The 23,953-nt window shown below is 62.6% G+C and carries 22 protein-coding genes, 1 other RNA gene and 1 pseudogene; 9 read left to right on the forward strand and 15 right to left on the reverse strand.

Translation table 11 applies throughout. From position 1 onward, the window contains the following. Window positions 1-109: 109 nt before the first annotated feature. The 9 genes from pnp to rimP all read right to left on the reverse strand — a co-directional run bounded on the left by pnp (window position 110) and on the right by rimP (window position 11,284). Window positions 110-2,248: a polyribonucleotide nucleotidyltransferase gene (gene pnp / locus RHEC894_RS00655; protein ID WP_085735522.1), complete on the reverse strand. Its 2,139-nt coding sequence runs from the start codon at window positions 2,246-2,248 to the stop codon at window positions 110-112. A 352-nt stretch (window positions 2,249-2,600) separates the two neighbouring features. Continuing rightward, window positions 2,601-2,870 (reverse strand): 30S ribosomal protein S15, encoded by a 270-nt coding sequence (rpsO, locus tag RHEC894_RS00660; RefSeq protein WP_029531690.1) that lies wholly within the window; start codon window positions 2,868-2,870, stop codon window positions 2,601-2,603. Window positions 2,871-3,021: 151 nt separating this feature from the next. Further along, window positions 3,022-3,873: an alpha/beta hydrolase gene (locus RHEC894_RS00665; RefSeq protein WP_085735524.1), complete on the reverse strand. Its 852-nt coding sequence runs from the start codon at window positions 3,871-3,873 to the stop codon at window positions 3,022-3,024. A gap of 82 nt (window positions 3,874-3,955) precedes the next feature. Continuing rightward, window positions 3,956-4,888, reverse strand: coding sequence for a tRNA pseudouridine(55) synthase TruB (truB, locus tag RHEC894_RS00670; protein WP_085738805.1), 933 nt, complete (start codon window positions 4,886-4,888; stop codon window positions 3,956-3,958). Between the two features lie 13 nt (window positions 4,889-4,901). Next, window positions 4,902-5,306 (reverse strand): 30S ribosome-binding factor RbfA, encoded by a 405-nt coding sequence (rbfA, locus tag RHEC894_RS00675; RefSeq protein WP_010068765.1) that lies wholly within the window; start codon window positions 5,304-5,306, stop codon window positions 4,902-4,904. 154 nt (window positions 5,307-5,460) lie between these two features. Next, on the reverse strand, window positions 5,461-8,217 hold the full coding sequence (gene infB, locus RHEC894_RS00680; protein WP_085735526.1) for a translation initiation factor IF-2: 2,757 nt from the start codon (window positions 8,215-8,217) through the stop codon (window positions 5,461-5,463). Window positions 8,218-8,319: 102 nt separating this feature from the next. After that, on the reverse strand, window positions 8,320-9,015 hold the full coding sequence (locus RHEC894_RS00685) for an RNA-binding protein (RefSeq protein WP_206427888.1): 696 nt from the start codon (window positions 9,013-9,015) through the stop codon (window positions 8,320-8,322). Further along, window positions 9,012-10,619 carry a transcription termination factor NusA gene (gene nusA / locus RHEC894_RS00690; protein ID WP_085735528.1) on the reverse strand — a complete coding sequence of 536 codons (1,608 nt, stop codon included), beginning with the start codon at window positions 10,617-10,619 and terminating at the stop codon, window positions 9,012-9,014. Before nusA ends, RHEC894_RS00685 begins: the two co-directional genes overlap by 4 nt. A 59-nt stretch (window positions 10,620-10,678) precedes the next feature. Then, window positions 10,679-11,284 (reverse strand): ribosome maturation factor RimP, encoded by a 606-nt coding sequence (gene rimP, locus RHEC894_RS00695; RefSeq protein WP_085735529.1) that lies wholly within the window; start codon window positions 11,282-11,284, stop codon window positions 10,679-10,681. 196 nt (window positions 11,285-11,480) lie between these two features. Between rimP and RHEC894_RS00700 the strand changes: the two genes are divergently transcribed. Together RHEC894_RS00700 and RHEC894_RS00705 are read left to right on the forward strand one after the other, a co-directional pair. After that, window positions 11,481-13,160 carry an MFS transporter gene (locus RHEC894_RS00700; protein WP_206427889.1) on the forward strand — a complete coding sequence of 560 codons (1,680 nt, stop codon included), beginning with the start codon at window positions 11,481-11,483 and terminating at the stop codon, window positions 13,158-13,160. 21 nt (window positions 13,161-13,181) lie between these two features. Next, a pseudogene (locus tag RHEC894_RS00705) lies at window positions 13,182-13,638 on the forward strand (GNAT family N-acetyltransferase). 6 nt (window positions 13,639-13,644) lie between these two features. On the opposite strand, the gene RHEC894_RS00710 reads toward RHEC894_RS00705, so the two are convergent. Further along, a complete protein-coding gene (locus RHEC894_RS00710; RefSeq protein ID WP_085735533.1) occupies window positions 13,645-14,916 on the reverse strand; it encodes a lytic murein transglycosylase in 1,272 nt (423 codons plus the stop codon). 96 nt (window positions 14,917-15,012) lie between these two features. Here RHEC894_RS00710 and RHEC894_RS00715 point away from each other — a divergent pair, with 96 nt between their 5' ends. Continuing rightward, window positions 15,013-16,089 carry an ISAs1 family transposase gene (locus tag RHEC894_RS00715; protein ID WP_010069694.1) on the forward strand — a complete coding sequence of 359 codons (1,077 nt, stop codon included), beginning with the start codon at window positions 15,013-15,015 and terminating at the stop codon, window positions 16,087-16,089. Between the two features lie 217 nt (window positions 16,090-16,306). Here RHEC894_RS00715 and recR read toward each other — a convergent pair whose 3' ends face one another. After that, window positions 16,307-16,912, reverse strand: coding sequence for a recombination mediator RecR (gene recR, locus RHEC894_RS00720; protein WP_010066370.1), 606 nt, complete (start codon window positions 16,910-16,912; stop codon window positions 16,307-16,309). 57 nt (window positions 16,913-16,969) lie between these two features. Between recR and RHEC894_RS00725 the strand changes: the two genes are divergently transcribed. Next, window positions 16,970-17,587: an MOSC domain-containing protein gene (locus RHEC894_RS00725; protein ID WP_206427890.1), complete on the forward strand. Its 618-nt coding sequence runs from the start codon at window positions 16,970-16,972 to the stop codon at window positions 17,585-17,587. Between the two features lie 12 nt (window positions 17,588-17,599). Here the strand turns inward: RHEC894_RS00725 and RHEC894_RS00730 are convergent, their stop codons facing one another. The 3 genes from RHEC894_RS00730 to ffs all read right to left on the reverse strand — a co-directional run bounded on the left by RHEC894_RS00730 (window position 17,600) and on the right by ffs (window position 19,945). Then, window positions 17,600-17,923, reverse strand: a complete 324-nt coding sequence (locus RHEC894_RS00730) for a YbaB/EbfC family nucleoid-associated protein (RefSeq protein WP_004676719.1) — start codon at window positions 17,921-17,923, stop codon at window positions 17,600-17,602. A 22-nt stretch (window positions 17,924-17,945) separates the two neighbouring features. After that, the gene (locus RHEC894_RS00735) at window positions 17,946-19,802 is read right to left on the reverse strand and encodes a DNA polymerase III subunit gamma/tau (protein WP_085735537.1); all 1,857 of its coding nucleotides are present in this window, start codon (window positions 19,800-19,802) and stop codon (window positions 17,946-17,948) included. A gap of 46 nt (window positions 19,803-19,848) precedes the next feature. Then, window positions 19,849-19,945: signal recognition particle sRNA small type (gene ffs / locus RHEC894_RS00740), an RNA gene on the reverse strand. An 89-nt stretch (window positions 19,946-20,034) separates the two neighbouring features. Here ffs and RHEC894_RS00745 point away from each other — a divergent pair. The 5 genes from RHEC894_RS00745 to RHEC894_RS00765 all read left to right on the forward strand — a co-directional run bounded on the left by RHEC894_RS00745 (window position 20,035) and on the right by RHEC894_RS00765 (window position 23,006). Then, entirely contained in the window at window positions 20,035-20,445 is a 411-nt protein-coding gene (locus RHEC894_RS00745; protein ID WP_085735539.1) for an HIT family protein, read from the forward strand. Further along, complete coding sequence (nudC, locus tag RHEC894_RS00750) at window positions 20,442-21,401, forward strand: NAD(+) diphosphatase (protein WP_010069686.1); 960 nt, start codon at window positions 20,442-20,444, stop codon at window positions 21,399-21,401. The genes RHEC894_RS00745 and nudC overlap by 4 nt, the downstream gene beginning before the upstream one ends. A gap of 4 nt (window positions 21,402-21,405) precedes the next feature. Next, on the forward strand, window positions 21,406-22,101 hold the full coding sequence (locus RHEC894_RS00755; RefSeq protein WP_010069687.1) for a YafY family protein: 696 nt from the start codon (window positions 21,406-21,408) through the stop codon (window positions 22,099-22,101). Between the two features lie 143 nt (window positions 22,102-22,244). Beyond that, window positions 22,245-22,505 (forward strand): hypothetical protein, encoded by a 261-nt coding sequence (locus tag RHEC894_RS00760; protein ID WP_010069688.1) that lies wholly within the window; start codon window positions 22,245-22,247, stop codon window positions 22,503-22,505. Between the two features lie 132 nt (window positions 22,506-22,637). After that, window positions 22,638-23,006, forward strand: a complete 369-nt coding sequence (locus RHEC894_RS00765; RefSeq protein ID WP_085735541.1) for a VOC family protein — start codon at window positions 22,638-22,640, stop codon at window positions 23,004-23,006. 21 nt (window positions 23,007-23,027) lie between these two features. Here the strand turns inward: RHEC894_RS00765 and RHEC894_RS00770 are convergent, their stop codons facing one another. After that, a complete protein-coding gene (locus RHEC894_RS00770) occupies window positions 23,028-23,882 on the reverse strand; it encodes a prephenate dehydratase (protein WP_085735542.1) in 855 nt (284 codons plus the stop codon). Window positions 23,883-23,953: the final 71 nt, after the last annotated feature.

Below are 23,953 nucleotides of genomic sequence, written 5' to 3' on the forward strand. Positions count from 1 at the left end.
GTCGCGCAAAAATGTGTGAGCGGTTTTGCGGCCACGACATGCGCAAAACCGGGATACAAAAAGGGCGCGGAAGATTCCCGCGCCCGGATTTCTATCTGGGAGACGCGGCTTATTCGGCCGCTTCTTCCTTCTTCTTCTCGTTCGGGATCTCCTGGCCGGTGGCCTGGTCGACGACCTTCATCGACAGGCGAACCTTGCCGCGTTCGTCGAAGCCGAGCAGCTTGACCCAGACCTTGTCGCCTTCCTTGACGACGTCCTGGGTCTTGGCAACACGCTCGGAAGCGAGCTGCGAGATGTGGACGAGGCCGTCGCGGGCGCCGAAGAAGTTGACGAAGGCGCCGAAGTCGGCGGTCTTGACAACCGTGCCTTCGTAGATCTGGCCGATTTCAGGCTCGGCGACGATCGAGTGGATCCACTTGCGGGCCGCTTCGATTTCCTTGCCGGAGGAGGAGGCGATCTTGACGGTGCCGTCGTCCTCGATGTTGATCTTCGCGCCGGTCTTTTCGACGATTTCGCGGATGACCTTACCGCCGGAGCCGATGACTTCGCGGATCTTGTCGACCGGGATGTTCATGACTTCGATGCGCGGAGCGAATTCGCCGAGCTGGCCGCGGCTTTCGGTGATGGCCTTGGCCATTTCGCCGAGAATGTGGGCGCGACCGCCCTGGGCCTGGCCGAGAGCGACCTTCATGATCTCTTCGGTGATGCCGGCGATCTTGATGTCCATCTGCAGCGAGGTGATGCCGTCGGCAGTACCTGCAACCTTGAAGTCCATGTCGCCGAGGTGATCTTCGTCACCGAGAATGTCGGAGAGGACGGCGAAACGATCGCCTTCCAGGATCAGGCCCATGGCGATACCGGCAACCGGCTTTGCCAGCGGAACGCCGGCATCCATCAGAGCAAGCGACGTACCGCAGACGGTCGCCATCGAGGACGAGCCGTTCGACTCGGTAATTTCGGAGACGACGCGCAGCGTGTAGGGGAACTGCTCAGGCGTCGGCAGCATCGGACGGATTGCCCGCCATGCAAGCTTGCCGTGGCCGATTTCACGGCGGCCCGGGGAGCCCATGCGGCCGGTCTCGCCAACCGAGTAGGGAGGGAAGTTGTAATGGAGCAGGAAGCGCTCCTTGTACATGCCCGTCAGGCTGTCGACATACTGCTCGTCTTCGCCGGTGCCGAGCGTGGCAACCACGATCGCCTGCGTTTCACCGCGGGTGAACAGCGCCGAACCATGGGTGCGCGGCAGGAGGCCGACTTCCGAAACGATCGGACGAACGGTTTCGAGGTCGCGGCCGTCGATGCGGCTCTTGGTGTCGAGGATGTTCCAGCGGACGATTTTCGCCTGCAGATGCTTGAAGATCGCGCCGACTTCCTCAGCCGTGTACTTGGCTTCGCCTTCCTCGGGCAGGAAGTGTGCCTTCACCTTGGCCTTGACGGCGTCGACGGCGGCGTAGCGGTCGGCCTTCTGGGTGATCTTGTAGGCCTGACGAAGCTCACCTTCGGCAAGGCCGAGCATCTCGGTTTCGAGAGCGGAATAGTCTTCCGGCTGGAAGTCGCGCGGCTCCTTGGCGGCAACTTCGGCGAGCTTGATGATCGCATCGAGAACCGGCTGGAAGCCCTTGTGGCCGAACATGACGGCGCCGAGCATGACTTCTTCGTTGAGTTCCTTGGCTTCGGATTCAACCATCAGCACGGCGTCGTAGGTGCCGGCGACGACGAGGTCGAGGCTCGATTCGTCCATCTCGTCGAGATGCGGATTGAGAACGTATTCGCCGTTGATGTAGCCGACGCGCGCACCGCCGACCGGGCCCATGAAGGGAACGCCGGAGAGCGTCAGCGCTGCCGAGGTGGCAACCATCGACAGGATGTCGGGGTTGTTTTCAAGGTCGTGCTGGATGACGGTAACGACGACCTGCGTGTCGTTCTTGTAGCCTTCCGGGAAAAGCGGGCGGATCGGGCGGTCGATCAGGCGGGAAACGAGGGTCTCGTTCTCGCTCGGACGTCCCTCGCGCTTGAAATAGCCGCCGGGGATCTTGCCGGCTGCGTAGGTCTTTTCCTGGTAGTTGACGGTGAGCGGGAAGAAGTCCTGGCCGGGCTTCGGCGCCTTGGCCGAAACGACGGTGGCGAGAACGACGGTTTCGCCGTAGGTGGCGAGAACGGCGCCGTCGGCCTGGCGGGCGATCTTGCCGGTTTCGAGCTTCAGCGGGCGGCCGGCCCACTCGATTTCGACTGTGTGTGTATCAAACATGACTTGTCCTTCAGTGCGGGAGCACGCGCCATCGCCGATATCAAGGCGCAGCGCACAGTCGACCGCAAGCAATGTGACGTATCACGGGCAAGACAACGAGAGGCTTTTATCTCAGCTTCCCCAGGAAACCCAGTTCCCGGGAAACTGGGCCAAAGCTCTGACAAGCCTTGGCCGAAAGCATCCGGCAATCCTGCCCCATGACAGGTCAACGGTTGGTTTGGCAGAACCGGCCCATCCGGGTCTGCCGATCTTTCCACCGCTTGGAAAATAGGGCGCGGCTGGAACATTTCATCGGGAACCGTGTCCCGAAACAGGATCCGGCGGGCGCTCGGAAAGCGCCCGCCGGACAATCTTAGCGGCGGATACCCAGGCTGGAGATCAGCTTGGAATAACGGCCTTCATCCTTCTTCTTGAGATAATCAAGAAGCGAGCGGCGGCTCGAAACCATCGTCAGCAGGCCACGGCGGGAATGATTATCCTTCTTGTGGTCCTTGAAGTGTTCGGTCAGGTTGTTGATGCGTTCGGTCAGGATCGCGACCTGAACCTCAGGAGAACCGGTGTCGCCTTCGGCGGTTGCGTATTCCTTGATCAGCGCAGCCTTGCGCTCAGCAGTAATCGACATCGGGTGATCCTTTCTAAGAGAGGAGATAAAAGTCGCCAAAAGCCGGGATGCCGTCCAGCTTTGGCCGTGAATGCAAACGGGCGTACCCGATGCTGGCGCTGCCTATAAACCAAATATGGATCGATGGAAAGAGGGGTCGTCCCCGGCGGCTTCAGCGACCCGCCATGGCACCCCGGATCATCCCGTCATAGGCTGAAGGATCCTGCAGCATGGCGAAGTGGCTCACATCTTTCAGGATCACGAGTTTGGCGCCCGGAATCTGCTTTGCCATCATTTCCGTATGGTCGAGCTTGACGGCTTCATCGTGATCGCCGATGGCAAGCGTGACCGGCACCGAGATCTTGGCAAGATCGGCGGCCGTCCAGGCCGGCTGGGTCGCCCACATTTCGGAGATCTGCTTGACGAAGGCGTCGTACTCGTTCGGCGTCGGCGAAAGCTTCCGGTACTGCTCGCCGGCGACGTTGATGTAGTTGTTGAAGGTCGTGTTGTCCATGACGTCGGGCTTGACGCCGTCCGTGGTGACATTCGCGGCCTGGGCAATGACCCGGGTCAATTTTTCCGGATGTTTCATCGCCATTTCGATGCCGATGATGCCGCCGTCCGACCACCCCACAAGCGTCACCTTGTCGATCTTCAGATAGTCGAGAAGTGCGACATAATCCGATGTCATCAGGTCGTAGCCGAAGGGCTTCTGGCTGCGCGTCGACCGCCCATGGCCGCGGCTGTCGGCAACGATGACCAGGTGATCCCTCGCGAAATCGGCGACCTGGTTGCCCCAGACCTCGGCATTTCCAAGTCCGCCGTGAATGAAAAGGATCGGCTCGCCTTCACCATATTCGGCGTAATACATTTTGATGTCGTTCACATCGGCCATGCCGCTTGTCTTGGCCGCCGGCATCGAAGGAAAGGCCGGAAGCTCGGCCCAGCGCTCGGCGGATTGAGCGCCGGCAACGGTCAGGAACAGTGAAAAGAGCGTCAGTATCGCGACAGCGTTTACGCGCATATTCTTCCCCTCAGGTGGCAATCGCCCGAAAGGAAGATATCGCATCACTGCCGGCTGACAATCGCCGTCACGAACAAATACTTCAGCCGAAAACGCGCTTGGGGCGAAACTCGCCCTGGCCGATCTCGCCGATCGCAATCAGCCTGCCGCGGGCCGTCGCATAGGCTTCGCTTTCGGCAACCGGCGCATCGCGGCCGCGCACAAGGATCGGGTTGCCCATCTTCAGCCGGTGCGCCTGGTCGTCGTTGATGACGAGATGGGGCAGGGCCGATAGCGCCTCGCAGGTGTCGATCAGCAGCGCATCGAGGGCTGCCAGCCGCTCGTCCATATCTTCGATCGCCTCCAGCGCCACGAGATTGGCGAGCGGCACCATGGCCTCTTCCGCGAAAGGCGCGACGAAGGTGCGCCGTAGCCCGGACACATGGCCGTAGCAGCCGAGCTCACGGCCGAAATCGCGCGCGAGTGCCCTGACATAGGTTCCCTTGCCGCATTCCACTTCGAAATGCGCGGTATTGGCATCCGGGCAGGCAAGCAATGTCAGGCGGAAGATATCGACCTCGCGCGAGGGGATCTCGACGACCTCGCCTTCGCGCGCCAGATCATAGGCGCGTTCACCCGATATTTTGATCGCCGAAAATTGCGGCGGCACCTGGCTGATGGTGCCGATATATCCAGGCAGGATATCACGGATCTGCTGTTCGCTGGGGCGCTTGTCCGAGCTTTCGGTCACTTCGCCCTCGAGATCGTCCGTCGCGCGTTCCTCGCCCCAGCTGACCGTGAATTCATAGACCTTGCGGCCGTCCATCACATAGGGAACGGTCTTCGTCGCATCGCCGAGCGCGATCGGCAGCATGCCGGAGGCGAGCGGATCGAGCGTGCCGGCATGACCGGCCTTCTGCGCCTTGTAGAGCCACTTGATCTTGGAAACGGCTTCCGTCGAGCCGAAATCCACCGGCTTGTCGAGGATCAGCCAGCCGGAAATCGGCCGGCCTTTGGGTTTGCGTGGTTTGGACATCAGTCTCTTCTGTTTATTGTTCGTCATTATCGCCGTCGAGGTCGCGGCGCACCTCGGGCGAGCGCAAGAGCTCGTCGATCTTCTTGTAGTTGTCGAAGCTGGTATCGTCGCGGAAGCGCACCTCCGGCATGTATTTCATCTGCCGAAGCTGCTGCCCGAGCCGGCCGCGGATAAATTTCGCATGACGGTTCAAGGCCCCGATGACGATGCTGTGGTCGGAAACGCCGAGCGGCGTCACGTAAGCCGTGGCGATCTTGAGGTCGGGCGACATGCGCACTTCCGAGATCGAGATCACGGTCGCTTCGATCACGTCGTCGCGCACTTCGCCCCGCTGCAGCACCTGGGTGATTGCGGCGCGAACCTGTTCGCCAACGCGCAGCATGCGCTGCGAAGGCGCGGAAGAAGTTGCTCTGGTCATTGTTATCTCTATTTGCCGATGCGGCTGGGAATCGAACCCGTCAAAGGAGAGCGTCCATGACTCTTTTGGCCGAAAAGGTCAAGGCGGCTGATGCCCGAAAGCCATCCGCCGGCTGGCGAATGGCTTTCGGAAAGCTGATAGCGTGCGCAGCGGTTTAGAGCGTGCGCGTGATATGCTCGACGCGGAAGCACTCGATGACGTCGCCGGCGCGCATATCCTCGTAGTTTTCGAAGGCCATGCCGCATTCCTGGCCCATCGGCACTTCGGAGACTTCGTCCTTGAAGCGCTTGAGGGTCTTGAGCTTGCCTTCGTGAACGACGACATCGTTGCGGATGAGGCGGACGCCCGCACCACGTTCGACCTTGCCTTCGACGACACGGCAGCCTGCGACCTTGCCGACCTTGGTGATGTTGAACACCTCGAGGATTTCGGCATTGCCGATGAAGGTCTCGCGCCGTTCGGGAGACAGCAGGCCCGACATCGCTGCCTTCACGTCATCCACCAGGTCGTAGATGATGTTGTAGTAGCGGATTTCGATGCCTTCGCGCTCGGCGAACTGGCGTGCCTGGGTATTTGCACGAACGTTGAAGCCAATGATGGCGGCGTTCGAAGCTTCGGCGAGCGAGATATCCGACTCGGTGATGCCGCCGGCGCCCGAATGGACGATGCGGGCGCGGACTTCGTCGGTGCCGAGCTTTTCCAGTGCGCCGGCAATCGCTTCGATCGAACCCTGCACGTCACCCTTGATGACAAGCGGGAACTCCTTGATGCCGGCGCTCTGGCGCTGCATCATCATCTGTTCCAGCGAGCCGCGCTGTCCCGACTGGCGGGCAGCCGCCTTGTCGCGGGCAAGACGCTGACGATATTCCGAGATTTCGCGGGCGCGGCTTTCGCTTTCGACGACGGCGAACTTGTCGCCCGCCTGCGGCGTGCCGGAGAGACCGAGAACCTCGACCGGGGTTGCCGGGCCCGCTTCCTTCACATGGTCGCCCTTGTCGGTGACCAGCGCACGCACGCGGCCCCAGACGTCGCCGGCGACGATGATCTGGCCCGGACGCAGCGTACCCTTCTGGACGAGCACGGTCGCGACCGAACCGCGGCCGCGGTCGAGTTGGGCTTCGATGACGGTGCCTTCCGCGGTGCGGTTCGGATTGGCCTTGAGATCGAGAATTTCCGCCTGCAGCAGGATCGCCTCGAGCAGCTTGTCGAGGTTCTTGCCGGTCTTGGCCGAAACTTCGACGTCGAGCACTTCACCGCCCATGGATTCCACGAAGACTTCGTGCTGCAGCAGCTGGTTGCGGACCTTCTGCGGATCGGCCTCGTGCTTGTCGACCTTGTTGATCGCAACGATGATCGGAACACCGGCCGCCTTGGCGTGGTTGATCGATTCGATCGTCTGCGGCATCACGCTGTCGTCGGCCGCAACCACCAGGATCGCGATGTCGGTCGCCTGCGCACCGCGGGCACGCATTGCCGTGAAGGCGGCGTGGCCGGGCGTGTCGATGAAGGTGATCTTCTGACCGCTCTGCTCCACCTGGTAGGCGCCGATATGCTGGGTGATGCCGCCGGCTTCGCCGGAGACCACGTTGGCATGGCGGATGGCGTCGAGCAGCGAGGTCTTGCCGTGGTCGACATGGCCCATGATGGTGACGACAGGCGGGCGCGAAACCAGTTCGCCATCCTCGTCGGACACGTTGAAGATGCCGAGTTCGACGTCGGATTCCGACACGCGCCTGACCGTATGGCCGAATTCGCCGGCGATGAGTTCGGCAAGGTCGGCGTCGATGACGTCGCCCGGCTTCATCATCTGGCCTTCCTTCATCAGGTACTTGATAACGTCGACGGCGCGTTCGGACATGCGCTGCGACAGTTCCTGAATGGTGATGGTCTCGGGCAGAATCACCTCGCGCGAGATCTTCTCGCGGGTTTCCTGCATCTGGCCGCGGCGGAATTTCTCCTGCCGGCGGCGCATCGCCGAGAGCGAACGGCCGCGGGCATTGTCTTCGCCGTCGACGTTGGCAGTGGAGATCGTCAGCTTGCCGCGGCGGCGCTCTTCATCGGTCTTCGGACGGGTCGTGACCGGCTTTGCCGGTTCCGGGCGAACGACGCGGCCACGGACAGGACCGCCGCGCGCTGCGCCGCCACGATCGTCGTCTTCCTTTTCGTCGCGACGGCCGCGAGCGGCGCCGGGGGCAGCAGCGCCCGCTGCCGGACGGGCAGCAGAAGGTGCTCCGGCCGCATCGGGCCGGCGAGCGGCAGGTGCCGACGAAGCGGGTTGCTGCGGACGCTGCGCGTCGGAGCGTGCTTCGGCCGGAGCCGGAGCTGCGGCTGCCGGTTCGGCAACGGCGGCCGGTGCCTCAGCCTGCCGGATGGCCTCTTCGGCGGCCCGGCGGGCAGCTTCTTCGGCTTCGGCAGCCTTGCGGATAACCTCTTCGGCGGCCCGGCGCTTTTCTTCCTCGGCGCGGCGGATCGCATCCTGGGCGTCACGCGCCTGGGCGTCGGCAAGCGCGCGGCGGCGGGCGTCCATCTCTTCCGGCGACAGATGGTTCAGCACCACCGGGCGCGGACGATCGTTCTGCCGCGGCGTCTGGTGGGACTGCTGCGGACGCTGGTTCGCCTGGCTGTTGCTCGGCTGAACCCGCGGTGCCGGTGCCGGCTGCTGCGGGCGCGCCTGCACGGGTGCGGGCGCCGGTTCGGCTGCACGCACGGGGGCCGCCGGAGCGATAGGTGTGATCGGCTTTTCGTCTTCCGGGCGCATCGGGCGCCGCTTGCGGGTCTCGACAACGACCGCCTTGGTGCGACCTCGACCCATATCCTGGCGAACGGTGCCCTGACTCATCCCCGATGGTTTCAGGGTAAGCGTCTTTTTGCCCGTCACGCTGATTGTCTTGTCGTCGTTACTATCGGTCATTCGTTCCCGTTCCTTCGGACAGGGAGCGATGACTAGATCAGACCCTGTCGTTCAAATACTGTCGATCAATGAGAATTGGACCGGCCGATGCCGGTGACCGCCTCATTGTTTTTGCCGGCCAGCGCCGCCCGCTGCCCGGGACTGACCGCCAATACGGTACTGTTCGAGCATCTTTGCGCGCTTCACTACACCTTCACCCGCCTGCCCTGCAAGCACTGCGGCATGGATAAAAGCATTCTGGCCCATCAGGCCTTCCATTTCGCTCTCCGAGAAGAGACGGAAGGAAGGTATCTCCTCCTCGGTCTCCATTCCGAGGTGCCAGGCCTTGCGGGCCTGGTCGATTTTCCGCACGCCGTCGTCGGCGGCATCGGTTGCATGGAACACCGCAAGGGCTGCTCCGCTTCTGACAGCGGCATCCACTTTCGAGGATCCGCTGACGAACTGGCCGGCTTTGCGCGCCATGTTCATCATCTGCATCAACTGCGCCGCGAGCAGCCGGTCGAGGCTCGCGCCGAGATCGTCCGCCGCCTTCACATCCATTTTCAGCGCGCGGGCGAAGAGTTTCTTCGCCACCGCCCTGTCGACCAGCGACCGGTCGATCTTCACCCAGCATCCGCGTCCCGGAAGCTCGCGCTTCAGGTCGGCGACGACTGTTCCATCGGGAGCGGCTACGAAGCGGATCAGCTCTTCCGGCGATCCGCTTTCGCGCGTCACGATGCACATGCGTCCGTTCACGTCATAACCTGCAAGATCGTCGTCCTCGTCAGGGAGAGCGTCCGGCTCATGCGCGGTCATCATGCTTCTTGTTCGGCTTCAGCGTCGGTGACCTCTTCTTCGGCCTCCTTCGCCAGATCCTCTTGCGTGATCCAGCCGGCCGAAAGGCGAGCCTGGACGATCATCTGCTCGGCCTCGACGCGCGAGACGTCGAACTTCGAGAACAAGCCTTCGAACTTCTTCGTTTCGCCGTTCTTGCGTTCCGTCCAGCCGACGAGATCGTCGGCGGCGCAACCGGCAAAGTCTTCGATCGTCTTGATGCCGTCTTCGCCGAGCGCCACCATCATCTGGGCGGTCATGCCGTCGATTTCGCGCAGCTCGTCCTGAACGCCGAGCGCCTTGCGCTTCTCGTCCATCTCGGCTTCGAGACGCTCGAGGAATTCGCGGGCGCGCTGCTGGATTTCCTGTGCCGTTTCTTCGTCGAAACCGTCGATCGAGGAGATTTCGTCGAGATCGACATAAGCCAGTTCTTCAACCGCGGCAAAGCCTTCGGAGGCCAGAACCTGGCCGACCATTTCGTCGACGTCGAGCGAATCCATGAACAGGTTGGTGCGCTCGTTGAATTCCTTCTGACGGCGTTCCGATTCCTCGGCTTCCGTCATGATGTCGATGTCCCAGCCGGTCAGCTGCGAGGCGAGGCGGACGTTCTGGCCGCGGCGGCCGATCGCAAGCGACAGCTGCTCGTCGGGAACGACCACTTCGATGCGCTCGGCATCCTCGTCGAGAACGACCTTGGCGACTTCGGCCGGCTGCAGGGCGTTGACGACGAAGGTCGCCGGATCCTGGCTCCACGGAATGATGTCGATCTTTTCGCCTTGGAGCTCGCCGACGACGGCCTGGACGCGCGAACCGCGCATACCGACGCAGGCGCCGACCGGATCGATCGAGCTGTCGTTCGAGATCACGGCGATCTTGGCGCGCGAACCGGGATCGCGGGCGACCGACTTCACCTGGATGATGCCGTCGTAGATCTCCGGCACTTCCATGGTGAACAGTTTCACCATGAACTGCGGATGCGTGCGCGACAGGAAGATCTGCGGGCCGCGCTGTTCGCGACGGACGTCATAGACATAGGCACGGACGCGATCGCCGTAACGGACGTTTTCGCGCGGGATCATCTCGTCGCGGCGGATGATGCCTTCGCCACGGCCGAGATCGACGATGACATTGCCGTATTCGACACGCTTGACGGTGCCGTTGACGATTTCGCCGGTGCGATCCTTGAATTCGTCGAACTGGCGGTCGCGCTCGGCTTCACGCACCTTCTGCACGATCACCTGCTTGGCGGACTGTGCGGCGATGCGGCCGAAATCCATCGGCGGCAGCGGATCGGCGATGAAATCGCCGAGTGCGGCGTCCGGGTTGCGGTCACGGGCAAGCTCCAGCGGGATCTGCGTCGAATAATCCTCGGCCTTGTCGACGACTTCGAGCAGGCGCTGCAGACGGATCTCGCCGGTCTTCGGATTGATGTCGGCCCGGATGTTGGACTCGGTGCCGTAACGGGAGCGTGCCGCCTTCTGGATAGCGTCGGCCATTGCGGCCAGCACGATCTCGCGGTCGATGACCTTTTCGCGCGCCACTGCATCTGCGATCTGCAGAAGTTCGAGCCGGTTCGCACTGACTGCCATTGTCTTGTTTCTCCGTCTTTACTCCAGGGTTCCCGTCCCTGGAGCGGTCTGTTGATCGGTTATTCCTGGTCGCCCGCGTCGTTCTGGTTGGCGGCCTCAGCTTTCGCCAGCTTGTCGGCGCGCAACGCGTCGCGGATCAGGTCGTCGGTCAGAATGAGCTTCGCATCGCTGAGCGCCGTGAAGGGAATGGTGACCTTCTGCTCTTCCCCGTAAGCGACCTGGTCACGCTCGAGCGTGAAACCATCTACGCCTGCTTCGACGATCTTGCCGCGGAAGCGCTTGCGATTGTCGATCAGGATCGACGTTTCGCATTTCACAAGGTGGCCCTGCCAGCGGACGAAATCGGATTTCCGCACCATCGGACGGTCGATGCCGGGCGAAGACACTTCGAGATGATACTCTTTATCAATCGGATCTTCCACATCGAGGACAGGAGAAATCGCCATCGAGACTTCTTCGCAGTCCTGAACCGTCATCGTGCCGTCGTTGCGTTCGGCCATGACCTGCATCGTCGCGCCGTTCTGGTTCAGCATCCGGACGCGGATAAGCCGGAAGCCCAGTCCGACGAGCACGGGTTCGATGATATCGGCAAGACGCTGGTCGAGCCCTGTTTCGGTAATCAGCCGCGGCTCGACTTCGTTGCCTGCGTTTGTCATGTCCGACAAGCGGTGCGCTCCTCGCAATTTCATGCTTTTTAGGGATCGCGCTAATAAAAAAGAGCGGGTCCTTGCGGCCCACTCTTCATCAAGCGATCAAGAATTTGAGAGCCATATAGTCGGGTTTTTCCGAAATTGCAAGGTCTGCGACCGATTCCGCCAATTCGCGTCCGCCGAGGCGAACAGCCTATGGCCAGCGCCGGTCTTGCGCATATATTGCCGATGCGGCGCAATAACAAAAGCGGGAGAAATCGTGGCCTACACTTCCTCGACATTGGCGCCCTTGCGGCACGATACCTACCGCACCATCTGGTTCGCCAGCCTGTCCTCCAATTTCGGCGGCCTGATCCAGGCGGTCGGTGCCGCCTGGATGATGACGACGATAACCGCCTCGGAGGATATGGTGGCGCTGGTGCAGACTTCGACCGCGCTGCCGATCATGCTGTTTTCGCTGATATCGGGCGCGCTCGCCGACAATTACGACCGCCGCCGGGTGATGCTGACGGCGCAGTGCATGATGCTGACGGTCTCAGCCCTGCTGACGGCGACAGCCCTTCTCGGCTGGATAACCCCCTGGCTGCTGCTCTTCTTTACCTTCCTGATCGGTTGCGGCACCGCGCTCAACAATCCCTCCTGGCAGGCCTCGGTCGGCGACATGGTGCCGCGCGCCGATCTGCCGGGCGCCGTCACCCTGAACAGCATGGGTTTCAACATCACCCGCAGCGTCGGCCCGGCGATCGGCGGCGTCATCGTCGCAGCAGCGGGTGCCGCCGCGGCCTTCGCGGTGAACACCGCAAGTTACCTTGCATTGATCTATGCTCTGCTGCGCTGGCGCCCGAGTACGCCGGTCTCCACTTTGCCGCGCGAGGCGCTCGGCAGCGCCATCTTCGCCGGCCTTCGTTATGTCTCGATGTCGCCCAATCTCGAGAAAGTTCTCGTCAGGGGATTGCTCTTCGGCATCGGCGCGAGTTCGATTCTGGCGCTGCTGCCGGTCGTCGCCCTCAACCTGGTTGCCGGCGGCCCGCTGACCTACGGCTTCATGCTCGGCGCCTTCGGCATCGGCGCAATCGGCGGCGCGGTGCTGAGCGCGAGAATTCGCCAGGCGTTTTCCAGCGAGACGATCATTCGCCTGGCCTTTGCCGGCTTTGCGTTGAGTGCCGTCATTGCCGCCTTCAGCCCGAGCGCCGTCCTCACCTCTGCGGGGCTGCTCGTCTCCGGCGCCTGTTGGGTCTCGGCGCTGTCGCTCTTCAACACCATCGTCCAGCTGTCGACGCCGCGCTGGGTGGTCGGCCGTGCCCTGTCGCTCTACCAGACCGTCACCTTCGGCGGCATCGCCGGCGGCAGCTGGTTGTGGGGTGTTGCCGCCGATCGTTATGGTGTCGCCGATGCGCTGCTGATGTCATCCGTCGTCATGCTGCTCGGCATTGCCATCGGCCTGCGTTTTTCCATGCCGGCCTTCGCCTCGCTCAACCTCGATCCGCTGAACCGCTTTACCGAGCCGGCCTTGAGCCTCGACATCACGCCGCGCAGCGGCCCGATCGTCATCCAGGTCGATTACGAGATCGGAGATGACGATCTTGCCGAGTTCATGGTGCTGATGGGCGAACGCCGGCGTATCCGCATCCGCGACGGCGCCCGCAACTGGGCGCTGATGCGTGATCTCGAAAATCCCGGGCTGTGGACGGAAACCTACCATACGCCGACCTGGGTCGAATATATCAGGCACAACCAGCGGCGCACGCAGGCCGATGCCGAAAACACCGATAGGCTCCGTGCGCTTCACCGCGGTGAGGGTCCGCTGCATGTCCACCGCATGATCGAACGCCAGGCCATTCCGCCGGGTGATGACGTCTTCCACAAGGCGCCGATCGATCTGCATCATTGAGGCCATATGCAGAGATCAGCCATGTATAACTTCAGGCTCGCCCGCCGATCCGATCTCGCCGCCATCATCCGGCTGCTCGCCGACGACGATCTCGGCGGCACCAGGGAGATCGTTTCGGACCCGGTCGATGCACGTTATCTCTCGGCCTTTGCCGCGATCGAGGCGGACGCCAATCAGCTGCTGGCGGTCGCCATCGACGCGGCCGAGGAGATTGTTGGCTGCCTGCAGCTGAGCTTCGTTCCGGGTCTTTCCAGAATGGGCATGTTGCGCGGCCAGATCGAAAGCGTACGTGTCGCTGAGGATATTCGCGGCTCGGGCCTCGGCCCCCAGTTTATCGAATGGGCGGTCGCCCAATGCGCCGCGCGCGGCTGCGGCCTCGTACAGCTGACAACGGACAAGACACGGAAGGACTCGATCCGCTTCTATAGAGAAGCTCGGCTTCGTGGCGAGCCATGAGGGCATGAAGCGCACACTCTGAAGCCGCCTATTTCAGCTTGCCCTTCATCGTGGCTTCGGGAAAGCAGGTCGGCTTCATACCGTTCTTCGCCTGCCACTGGCCGATCGAACGCCGCGTCTTGTAGCCCGGCAATCCGTCGGAGCCGCCGACGTCATAGCCCTGCCGTTCCAGCGCCTTCTGCATGGCGGCGACATCCGAGCGCAGCATCTTGCCGACATCGCCCCATCTGCCCTCAAAGGCGCCGCCGTTGGCGGCAATCCGGTCGGCGAGATTGCCGATATAGAGCGCGTAGAGGTCGGAGTTATTGTACTCCTTGATGACGTAGAAATTCGGCGTGACGATGAATTCCGGCCCGTCGCGGCCGGCCGGAACCAGCATCATCCCTTGAGCCTTCATCTCCGCCGACGGAAAACCCTTGCCGGAGATACGCTCGATGCCGAGTGAGGCCCAATGCGAAAGCGGCTTTGCCAGATCGGGTCCTTCCTGGGCGCAGGAGACCGCTTCGGGTATCGACACTTCGAAGCCCCAGTCGCGGTCGCGCTGCCAGCCTTTCTTGACCAGGAAGTTGGCGATCGAGGCAAGCGTGTCCGGCACCGAGGTCCAGATGTTGCGATGGCCGTCACCGTCGAAATCGACGGCATATTTCAGATAACTCGTCGGCATGAATTGCGGCTGGCCAAGCGCGCCGGCGGACGAGCCCTTGAAATCGGCAGGCGTGACGTCGCCGCCATCGAGAATATGCAGTGCCGCCACCAGCTCGGTGCGGAACATTTCCTTGCGGGTCGACATGAAGGCCTTGGTCGCCAGCACCTCGACCGCCGAATTCGGGATCTTCGCCGCCCCGAAGCCCGTCTCCCGGCCCCAGATGGCAAGCACGATCGAGCCCGGCACACCATAGGTCTTCTCGATCCGTTTCAGCGTCGAGCCATATTGCGCGGCAAACCCGCGCCCCGTTGCGGCAAGCCGCTTCAGGTGATCCTCGTTGAAATAGGGACCGGGCGAGGAAAATTCAGCCTGCGTCTGCTTCTGCTCCTTCGGTGGCGGGAAGCCGGGCGGGGCGAGATCGGGCAGGTTCCAGTTCAGGGTGATGCCGGAGAAGGCGGCCTGGAAGGTCTTTTCGGAAATACCGCCTGCCTTCGCTTCGGGCCAGAGGTCCTTCTGCACCCAGCTTTCGAACTGCGCCTCGACATCGGCTTTGGATGGGGCGGCGTGGGCGGAGAGGGGGAGGAGGGCGGTCATCAAAGCAAGTGCGAATAGTCGCAGCCGTCGTGGAACACCCCCCTCTGTCCTGCCGGACATCTCCCCCACAAGGCAGGGGAATCGCATATAGGCGGTAAGCAGTTGTTTTATTGAGGCAGATCGATTCAAAGGCTCTCTGTTGATTTGGAGGGTCGGATGGATCGATTTGCCGCCTGTTTTAAAGCTTTGCCCGACCCTCGGGGGCGCAATACGCGCCATCCGCTGATGTCGATCCTGTTCATTGCCATTGCCGCGATCGTCTGCGGCGCCGAAAGCTGTGCCGACATGGCCGACTTCGGCATCTCCAAGAAGAGGTGGCTCAAGACGATCGTGCCGCTGCCCTACGGCATTCCCAGCCATGACACGTTCTCCACCGTATTCCGCTGCCTCAATCCGGATGCCTTCGAAGCCGCCTTCCGCCGCTTTACCGAAGCCTTTGCAAAAGGCATCGAAGGCGTGGTGGCGGTCGACGGCAAAGCGGTGCGCGGCGCCTATAAGCGCGGTGCCAAGGCGACGCCGCTGCACCTCGTCAACGTCTGGGCCGCCGGTTGCGGCCTGGTCATCGGCCAACAGACCGCACCGCGCCGCAACGAGGTGCAAGGCGTGCTCAAGGCGCTTGCGCTTCTGTCGCTCGAAGGCGCCATCGTCACGGCCGATGCTCTGCATTGCCGCGCCGACACGGCCCGCGCCATCCTGGCCACCGGCGGCGACTATGCCCTGGCGCTGAAAGGCAACCAACCCGGCCTGCTGGCCCAGGCGATTGCCCGCCTTGACGATATCGAGCCGCTCGACAGCATCCAGACCGCCGCCGAGAACGACCATGATCGCATCGACAGCCGCCGCGCCAGCATCGTCGCCGTCGATGATATTGACTTTCCCGGCCTGCAAGCCATCGGCTCCGTCGAGGCCACCAGCCGCCATGCCGATGGCCGCCTGACCAGCCATGTCCGCTACTTCCTGCTCTCCACGGTCATGTCGGCCGCCGCCCTCATCGAGGTGACCCGAACCCATTGGGAGATCGAAAACAAACTGCATTGGGTGCTCGACGTCCAGTTCCGCGAGGATGCCGCCAGAAACAGAAAGGATCACGGGCCGGCAAACATCGCACTGCTGCGCAAGATCGCCCTCAACCTCATCCGATCCCACCCAGATAAGGCATCCATCCGACGCAAAATCAAAAAGGCGGGATGGGACGATCAGTTCCTTATCTCCCTTATCGCTCATATGCGATAGCCCTGCCCCACAAGGGGGGAGATCGGCTGGGGGCACCCTCTCGTCCGAACCAAACGCTGCAGATCGCCGCCGCCTGGCACGCGGTCAAGATTTCGCGACGCCGGTGAAACTTGCCGATCTCCCCCCTTGTGGGGGTCCGAAGGACGGGTCGAGACCCGCGGCTCGACCCCGGGCCCGGCAGGGCAGAGGGGGGTATCTTTCGGCATACGCGGACTCCTCATATCACCGTCCGCGCCCGTAGCGCCGCCGCCAGCGTGCCCTCGTCGAGATAGTCGAGCTCGCCGCCGACCGGCACGCCATGCGCCAGGCGGGTTATCTTCACCTCAAGCCCCTGCAACTGATCGGTGATGTAATGCGCCGTCGTCTGACCCTCGACGGTGGCATTGACCGCGATGATCAGTTCGCGGATGCCGCCTTCGCCGATCCGGTCGATCAGCCCGCGTATATTGAGATCGTCGGGCCCGATCCCGTCGAGCGGCGACAAGGTGCCGCCGAGCACGTGATAGGCGGCGTTCATCGCGCCCGCCCGCTCCAGCGCCCAGAGGTCCGAGACATCCTCGACGACGATGATGACGGACTGGTCGCGCTGGGTATCGGTGCAGACGGTGCAGGGGTCGACCGTATCGACATTGCCGCAGCGCGAGCAGATCTTTACCTTGTCATAGGCCTCGCCCATCGCATTCGACAGCGGCCCCAGCAACTGGTCCTTCTTCTTGATCAGATGCAATGCCGCCCGGCGCGCCGAGCGCGGCCCGAGGCCCGGCACCTTCGCCAGAAGCTGGATGAGTTTTTCGATTTCGGGGCCGGTGACTCGTTTTGCCATGCGCCGTTCTTAACTGATATGGAGCGGAAACGGAATCGCGGAAGGATCGGCCACCCCATGAAAATCCTGGCTCTCTGCATCGGCAATCCGGAAAGGCTGGCCGGCAAGAGTTACAAGACCGGCATCTTCAAACATGCCGTCAACGGCGCGGTGATGATCGATGCCGAAGGGCTGGTCGGCGATGCCATCTGCAACCGCAAACATCACGGCGGCGTCGATCAGGCGGTTTATATCGAGGGATCGCTGACGCTCGACTGGTGGAGCAGGGAGCTCGGCCGGCCCTACGAGCCCGGCACCTTTGGCGAAAACATAGTGATCACGGATCTCGACAATCGCGACGTTGCCGTCGGCGACCGCTTCATATCAGGCGATCTCGTCCTCGAAGTCACCGCCTGCCGTATCCCCTGCGCCACCTTCGCCGCCAGGATGAACGACCAGCAATTCGTCAAACGCTACACCGTCGCTGCCCGCCCGGGGATCTATTGCCGCGTGATCAGAGGCGGCGTAGCCAAGGCCGGAATGCCGGTGGAGCATCAGGCGTTTGTTGGAGAGAAAGTCTCGATGCCGGAACTGATGAGAACCTTCGGTCGGCGGCTTTCAGAGCCGAACCGGGCGCGATATCTCGCGTCACCGATCCACTATAAACTGCGAGCGTTGTTGGAAGCCGAAACATAGGGGTGCCGGCTATCAGAACGGCAGCTTGAAGCCGGGCGGGATCGGCAGGCCGGCGGTCAGCGCTTTGGTCTTTTCGGCGGCGAGCGCCTCGGCCTTGTCCTTGGCGTCCTTGTGGGCGGCGACGATCAGGTCTTCGAGGATCTCGACATCGTCTTCCTTGAACAGCGACGGGTCGATCTTCAGGCTCTTCAGCTCGCCCTTGCCCGAGATGACGACGGTGACGAGGCCGCCGCCCGCCTTGCCTTCGGCCGTGAGCTCGGCGATTTCCGCCTGCATCTGCTCCATCTTGGCCTGCATTTCCTTGACTTTGCCCATCATGCCCATGATGTCGCGCATCGTCTCGCTCCTTGTTGAACCTTCAGAATTCTATGTCGTCGCCGGGCAGAATGTCGCCTTCTTCGGATTCGGCGGCGGCCGGCGCTTTCGCCTCGCCTTCCTCTTCCGGTTCCGGCGCCCGCACGCGCACGTCGATGATTTTTGCGCCTGGGAAATGCGCCAGGATCGCCGCCACGTCGGGGTCCTGGCGGGCATCGATGACATGCTGTTCCCGGGTCCTGGCCTCCGCCTCCACCATCGTCGGCCCGCCTTCTTCGCGGCTGGTGCTGACGATCCAGTGGATTCCGGTCCATTCCTTGAGCTTGACGGCGAGTTCGTTGAGCAACGTCGTCGGAGCGCCCTCGGTGAGGTTCACATCCAGCCGACCGGGCTCGAGGCGGACCGGCCGCACGAAGTTGCGCACCAGGGCCTTCAATTTGACATCCCGCTTGTCGCCCGCGAGGTCGACGATATCGGCGATGGAATTGATGCGCACGAGCGGCTTCGGAGCCTCTGCGGGCCTGGCCTCGGTGCGGCCGATATTCTGTGGCTCCGGATTGGGTACGGCGCGCAACATGGCGGTCGGCCCAGAGGGCTGCAGCCGTGGTGTTGGCTCCGTTGCACGTGCCGCGACACTGCTTTGATAGGGCACCCGCGTGCCGCCGCCGGAAGGCGGCGATGAGGGCCGTGAGCCGCCATTGTCGCCGGAAAGATCGGCAAGCCGCCGTGCCGCATCCTCGGGCGCCGGCAGATGCGCCGCATGCGCAAGCCGGATCAGCACCATTTCGGCAGCCCCTGCCGTCCGCGACGAGCCTTCGGTTTCGGGAATGCCCTTCAGCAGCATCTGCCAGATGCGCGACAGCGTCGTCACCGCAACGCCTTTGGCAAATTCCGCCGCCTTGGTGCGCTCGACTTCGCTGAGCGAGGGATCGTTTGCCGCATCCGGCACATATTTCAGCCGCGTCACCAGATGGGTGAAATCGGCAAGATCGGTCAGCACCACCACCGGATTGGCGCCGGCCTCGTACTGGTTCTGGAATTCGCCGAGGGCAGCGGCGACATCGCCCTTGACGACATGCTGGAAGAGATCGACGATCCGGGCGCGGTCGGCAAGGCCGAGCATGCCGCGTACGGCTTCCGCCTGCACGGCGCCGGCGCCATGGGCGATCGCCTGGTCGAGCAGCGACAGGCCGTCGCGCGCCGAGCCTTCGGCGGCGCGTGCGATCATCGCCAGCGCGTCGCCTTCCGCCTCGATGCCTTCCTTGGCCGCGATCGTCGTGAACAACCCGACGAGGTCGGAGGCGCTGATGCGGCGCAGGTCGAAGCGCTGGCAACGCGACAGCACGGTGATCGGCACCTTGCGGATTTCGGTGGTGGCGAAGATGAACTTAACATGTTCCGGCGGCTCTTCCAGCGTCTTCAACAGGCCGTTGAAGGCCTGCGTCGAGAGCATGTGCACTTCGTCGATGATATAGACCTTGTAGCGCGCCGAAACCGGCCGGTAGCGCACCTGCTCGATGATCTCTCTTATATCGTCGATGCCGGTGTGGGAGGCGGCATCCATCTCGATCACGTCGACATGCCGGCCTTCCATGATCGCCTGGCAGTGCTCGCCGGGCACGCGCAGATCGATCGTCGGCTTGTCGATCTCCGATGTCTTGTAGTTCAGCGCCCGCGCCAGAATGCGCGCCGTCGTGGTCTTGCCGACGCCGCGTACGCCGGTCAGCATATAGGCCTGGGCGATGCGGCTGGTCTCGAAGGCGTTGGTCAGCGTGCGGACCATCGGCTCCTGGCCGACCATCAGGTCCGTGAAATCCTTAGGGCGGTATTTGCGAGCCAGCACCCGGTATCCGGTGCCCGTCGAGGCGGCATCTTTTGATTGTCGCTCGGTCTCGCTCATCGCCCTGCTTGTCGCCCGGGATCGTCGGGCATTTCGTGGAGAGAAGGTGGGAGGCTGGCACGATGACCCGTGCCGGGCTCGTTAGGGCTGCTTCCTTCCGGACCTGACCCGGTTGGCGAGTGGCTCGTCCACCACCAACCTCCCGGATGCACATATCGGCAATATCGTCATCAAAAGCAAGCCAACATCACAAAAAACTGCTAGTCGTTGGAAAAGACAGGAGGAATGCCCCTTGAATGCGTTCGAACTAGACCCCCGGCTGGAAAACGACAGCGTCAGCATCATGATCACCGGTCTCTGTGATCTCAGATTGTCGAGGGATGCCCGCTGGCCCTGGCTCATTCTCGTGCCGCGCCGGGCTGATATTACCGAAATCTTCGAGCTGACGCCGCTCGACCAGGTGCTGCTAGCCTTCGAGACGGAACTGGTCGCCAAGGCGCTCAAGCAAGTCACCGGTGCTGCAAAAATCAATATCGGGGCTCTTGGCAATATCGTCCGCCAGCTTCATGTTCATGTCATTGCCCGCTTCGAAGGCGATGCCAACTGGCCGGGTCCCGTCTGGGGCTTCGGGCGCGCGGAGCCCTACGAGGACGGAAAGAGAGACGAATTCACAGAAAAGCTGCGGGAAGCCCTTTCATCATGAGTCATTCGCTTTTCGATTCGGATGTGCCGCATCCCGAACCCAGCAATCTCACAGCCTTTGCCGCCAACGACCTCAATCGTGATTCCGAGCATCGCGACGAACGCTCCGTCGAAAAGGCGCTGGCGAGGGAGGGCACCCATATCTTCGCCTTTGCCGGGGATAAGCTGGTGCTGAAGCACGACGGCCAGGTGCTCGACCCGCTTTTTGCCCGCTACGAACTCCAGGAATTGCAGCCGGACTGGGACGAGACGGTGCTTCTCGGCTACCGCAAATCGGGCGAGCCGCGTCTTGCCGTTCCTGTCGGCGTCAACGTCGACGATCTCGCCAGTCAATATAAGCCCGCCGACGGCCGCTCGCTGTTTCGCGAAATGCTGATCGACGAGGTGCTGCTCGGCGAATTCGCCCAGGCCGCGAGCCTTATCCGCTGGAATGGCGACAACCGCTTCTGCGGCCGCTGCGGCTCGGCGATGGAGATCCATATCGGCGGCTACAAACGTGTCTGCGCCGCCTGCGAACACATGATCTTCCCGCGCACCGACCCCGTCGTCATCATGCTGACGATCGACGAGACGCGCGATCTCTGCCTGCTCGGCCGCAGCCCGCATTTCGCCCCCGGCATGTATTCCTGTCTCGCCGGCTTCCTCGAGCCCGGCGAGACCATCGAGAATGCCGTGCGCCGCGAAACGCTGGAGGAATCGGGCATCCGCACCGGCCGCATCCGCTATCACGCCTCGCAGCCCTGGCCGATGCCGCATTCGCTGATGATCGGCTGTTACGCCGAGGCCAAATCCACCGAAATCACGCGCGACGAGACGGAACTCGAGGATTGCCGCTGGTTCACCCGCGAGGAAACCATCGAGATGCTGGAGCGCCCGAGCGCGACGGGCAAGGCCACTCCGCCGAAAGGGGCGATAGCCCACCGCCTGATGCGCGACTGGGTGGAATGGAAGCGCTAGCGCCATGCCGGTCGCCCGCTCGGAACGGCTGCTGACGCTGCTCCAGACGCTTCGGCGTTACCGGCGGCCGGTGACCGGCACTGTGCTTGCCCAGGAGACCGGTGTCAGCCTGCGCACGCTCTATCGCGATATTGCCAGCCTGCAGGCCCAGGGTGCGATGATCGAAGGCGAAGCCGGTATAGGCTACGTGCTGAAGCCGGGCTTCATGCTGCCGCCGATGATGTTTTCCGAAGAAGAGCTGGAGGCGCTGGTGCTCGGCTCGCGCTGGGTCGCCCGCGCCGCCGAACCGCGTCTTGCCGGCGCCGGCGCCGATGCGCTGGCCAAGATTGCCGCCGTGCTGCCGGCCGACATGCGTGAAATGCTCGATTCGGCGACGCTCTTCGTTGGCCGCAAGCGCCAGGACGAGGACAAGGCTGATGTTTCGGCCATTCGCAAGGCGATCCGTCTGGAGCGTGTGCTCGAACTGCATTACGGCGACGAGCAGGGTCGGATCTCGCGCCGCCGCGTCTGGCCTTTCGCGCTCGGTTATTTCGAGCATGTGCGCATCATCATGGCCTGGTGCGAATTGCGCCGGGATTTCCGCCATTTCCGCACCGACCGCATCATCGATATGGCGGTCCATGAGACGCGGTATCCACGCCGCCGCACGGTGCTCCTCAAGGAATGGCGCGAAACGCAGGACGTGCCGATGGAGAGCTGAACGCTGCTGCCATAAACTGTCAGCAGACGACGTTATGATCAGTATCAATCCGCTACAGCGCCGTGCGTGTTTGGACACGCAAGGACGCTGTGGCATCCAGGTTTCGCGCATCGTGCCGATGCGCTGGGGAAGGAGTACTGATCATGGTAACGCCTCCAGTCATTCAGCAGGCCGGCGACCGCTTCGTCACCGATAATTTTGCCGATATCATTTCGGCCGAAACCTTTGCCGACGTCCGGCAGTCGGCCCGCTTCGGCCTGCTGCGCCTGGCCATGGACCTGTTCCGCATTCCCAGGGGAAACCACTCCGGCCTCGACCTCGAGGCGATGCCGGATTCCCGCAAGCGTGATCTCGGCTTCATCGATGGACGCGACCCGCGCCGCGGGGGCCGTTTCTCGCTCTAATCCGTCTCATCACCGACATTCCGCCCGACGAGACCGGGGCGTTGCGATGACAACGCCCTTGGTATGCTGCTGCCAGAACTTGTCAGCAGCGGGTCCTCGTCGACCGCATTTCACAGCAAAGGGAGAACCGAAATGACCAGCCCCAATCTGATTATCCTCTACGTCAAGGACCCGGGCGAAAGCGCCAGCTTCTACCGGAACCTCCTGAACCGCGAACCGGCCGTGGAAGCGCCGAATTTCGTCGCCTTTCCACTCGATGGCGGCTTCACGCTCGGCCTCTGGCGCCGCAGCAAGGTCGAACCGCAGCCCTCCGCCATCGGCAATCGGGGCGAAGTGGCCTTCATGGTGGCGGGAGAAAATGCCGTTGCCAGCCATTATGAGGATTGGCGACGGCGTGGCCTGCCGATTGCCCAGGAATTGACCGAACTCGATTTCGGCCCGACCTTCGTCGTGCTCGATCCCGATGGTCATCGCCTTCGCGTCTGTGAGCCGGACAAATAACTGCCGAACGACGCGGCCTGCCTAAAGCAGGCCGCGCATCACATGTCCCTTGTAGACGCCGAGGATGCGGACTTTCTCGGAGAAAAACCGCAATTCTTCCAAAGCCCGGCGCACGTTCGGATCGTTCGGATGGCCTTCGATATCGGCGTAGAACTGCGTCGCCACGAATTTTCCGCCGAGCTGGTAGCTTTCGAGCTTCGTCATGTTGATGTTGTTGGTGGCAAACCCGCCGAGCGCCTTGTAGAGCGCGGCCGGAATGTTGCGAACGTTGAAAACGAAGGTGGTGACGACCTTTTCCTCCGCCGAATTGCGTTGCGCCCATTCCTCGTCGCGCGACAGGATGACGAAACGGGTGACGTTGTTTTCCGTATCCTCGACATTCTCGGCGACGATCTCCAGTCCGTAGAGATCGGCCGCAAGGCGCGGGGCAAGCGCCGCCATCGACCGGTCGCCGGTTTCCTTCACGAGCTTTGCCGCGCCTGCCGTATCGCCGGCGATGACAGGCTTCCAGCCGTGAGAGCGCACGATCTTGCGGCACTGACCGAGCGCGTGGATATGGCTGTGCACCGTGCGGATCTCGTCCTTGGTGACACCGGGCAGCACCATCAGCTGGAAGCGGATCGGCATGAAATACTCGCCGATGATGTGGAGGCGCGATTCAGGCAGCAGATGATGGATGTCGGCGACGCGCCCGGCGATCGTGTTCTCGATCGGGATCATCCCGATATCGGCATCGCCGTTGTCGACCGCCGTGAACGCATCCTCGAAGGTCTGACAGGGCAGCGGCTCCATGGTCGGAAACATGTCGCGGCAGGCCATGTCGGAATTGGCGCCGAATTCGCCCTGGAAGGCGATCCTGTTGGTTTTGATGTTCATGATGGTTCCGTCAGTTCGACTTGGAGCATGACGCCGAAAAGTGTGAGCGGTTTTCGGACGACATCATGCTC

This window comes from Rhizobium sp. CIAT894 (genome assembly GCF_000172795.2).
In the GTDB taxonomy this organism is placed as follows: domain Bacteria; phylum Pseudomonadota; class Alphaproteobacteria; order Rhizobiales; family Rhizobiaceae; genus Rhizobium.